Below are 2028 nucleotides of genomic sequence, written 5' to 3'. Positions count from 1 at the left end.
TAACTGGATATCTAAAGTCTGCGTTTAAATATATTGAAGATGATTATGACTTTGTAATAGTAGATGAGGCACCAGATGATAGTGTTATTTTGAGCAATGCACTAAGAGTTGCTGACTTAGTGATTATCCCTGTTAAACCAGATAGAGGTTCTTTAAAAGGATTAATTGTTTCTGTAAGCAAGCTTTTAAAAATGAAGGATGTTGATTTTGACTTAAAAGTATTGTTGACGATGATTAATGATAATAACAATGAAAAAGGAATTGTCAATCTGTTCCACAAATATTTTAGAGGAAAAACATTAGACACAACTATTCGGTATCGTGCAAAACCTGCGAACAGTGCTACGATCCAAAATGAATTTTTAATCGACAGTGATCTTAATATTGGTAATGATTTAAAGAAATTGGTTGATGAAGTAGAGGTGTATTTTAATGATTTGTCCGTACATCGATAAAGAAAAAACACAGCAGAATACAAAAACTCTTATTGAAGATTTAAGATCAGTTATTAAATCTGGCTTTTATGAGGTAAAGAAATTAAATATTGCTGAAGTAGAAAAAATTTGTGATTTGACTACTCTTGTTGAAACAAGAGTAGCAAATAGGGCAAATGAAATAATAATGAAATTATTATTAAGTGCATCAAGAATCTTAACACAAAGTGAAAAAAGATTTTTCTATTATTATTTTCTAAATGGAATGTGTATTAAAAATCTTAGAAACGGAGTAGTGTTCTGCGATGAGTGTATTGTTATTGCCAATGGTTATTATATTTTACAGAACATTATAAGAAAACTGATGTATTCATTTAATGAAACCGTTGTATATAAAATTAAAAGAGGGCGAGGAGATATTATGAGCGGATTAGAATTTAATTTAAAACAATATGATAAATCTAACAGTGAGGATTTGATGAGGGAATTTGATAAAAGAAAAAAGGTAGAACCGATTGCAATAGAGGATATTAAATATAATCCATTAAATCCAGATTTCGATACACTGGAGGATATTGTAGAGTTTGCTGATAAAATTTATCACAATCCAAATGGAGTCTTAGAAGTTATTACAGTTTATCGTGATAGTGATGGTAAGTATATGTTGGTAAGCGGTCATAAAAGAATTAAAGCCTGCAAATATAATATTGAACATGAGAGTGAATTAGATGGTACTGGAAAAGTTCAAAAGACAATAGTCGCAACGATTGTTAAGAAACCAGATAATGAAATTGAAGAGATGAATACTATTCTTACTTACAATGATTATCGTAGATTTGATACTGAAGAAAAGAAATATACTTTGTTTAAAGCATATTACCAGTATGTTGCAGTACTCAATAAAAACGGAGAATTTAAAGGAAGAATTAGAGAATTCATTTCAAAACAGAGTGGATTAGGATTAAAAAAGGTAGGAGATTTTATTGATGAACTTGAAAATACTGTACTAATGTATTTAAACGAATTTAAGGATGATGTGAACAGAAATCTTGTAAATATAGAAGAGAGAAATGATTATCTTATCCACAAATCAGGATTACCGATTGAGACGCTGCAGTTAGTGTTGACAAAAATAAAGAAAAAAATCGAGGAAGATCCTAAGGTGAAAAATGATGATGAAGTACTGACAGGACAGACATCTATCGATGATTTTGTGAAAGATGATCTAAGTATTCATTACGAAGAAGTCCGTATGAAATTAACAAATTATTTTGATGCGAAGTGTACGGTAACAAAAAATAATAAGATTACTATTAATTGCGTGGATATAAAAGATTTAAACAGAGTGTTGCAAATGATGGGTGTGATTACAAATGATTAATATGTTTGAAGTATATAAGTTTGAGAGTTTATCAAAAGACGATAAACTCACTGTTATCTTAATCATACTGATTGGAATATTAATTTTTATAATATTGTGTTGGCTGATGTTTTTGTACATAAGCGCATTGAAAGGCAAGGCGAAAAAATTAGGCATTAATCATAAAGAGCAGATCACAAAAGTAATAAGAAAAATTAAAAAACAGCATTAAAT

Annotated in this window: 2 protein-coding genes; both read left to right on the top strand. The window is 29.2% G+C overall.

Translation table 11 applies throughout. The annotated features are described in order from the left end of the window. A partial coding sequence (locus ACLR9T_RS14130) for a ParA family protein (protein WP_413110112.1) occupies nucleotides 1-455 on the top strand: 455 nt, incomplete at its 5' end. Beyond that, on the top strand, nucleotides 433-1815 hold the full coding sequence (locus ACLR9T_RS14125) for a ParB N-terminal domain-containing protein (protein WP_118233036.1): 1383 nt from the start codon (nucleotides 433-435) through the stop codon (nucleotides 1813-1815). The genes ACLR9T_RS14130 and ACLR9T_RS14125, both read left to right, overlap by 23 nt. Nucleotides 1816-2028 lie beyond the last annotated feature (213 nt).

Origin of the sequence: Thomasclavelia sp., assembly GCF_047249845.1 — a bacterium.
In the GTDB taxonomy this organism is placed as follows: domain Bacteria; phylum Bacillota_I; class Bacilli_A; order Erysipelotrichales; family Coprobacillaceae; genus Thomasclavelia.
This window is presented reverse-complemented; position numbering and strand designations above follow the sequence as displayed.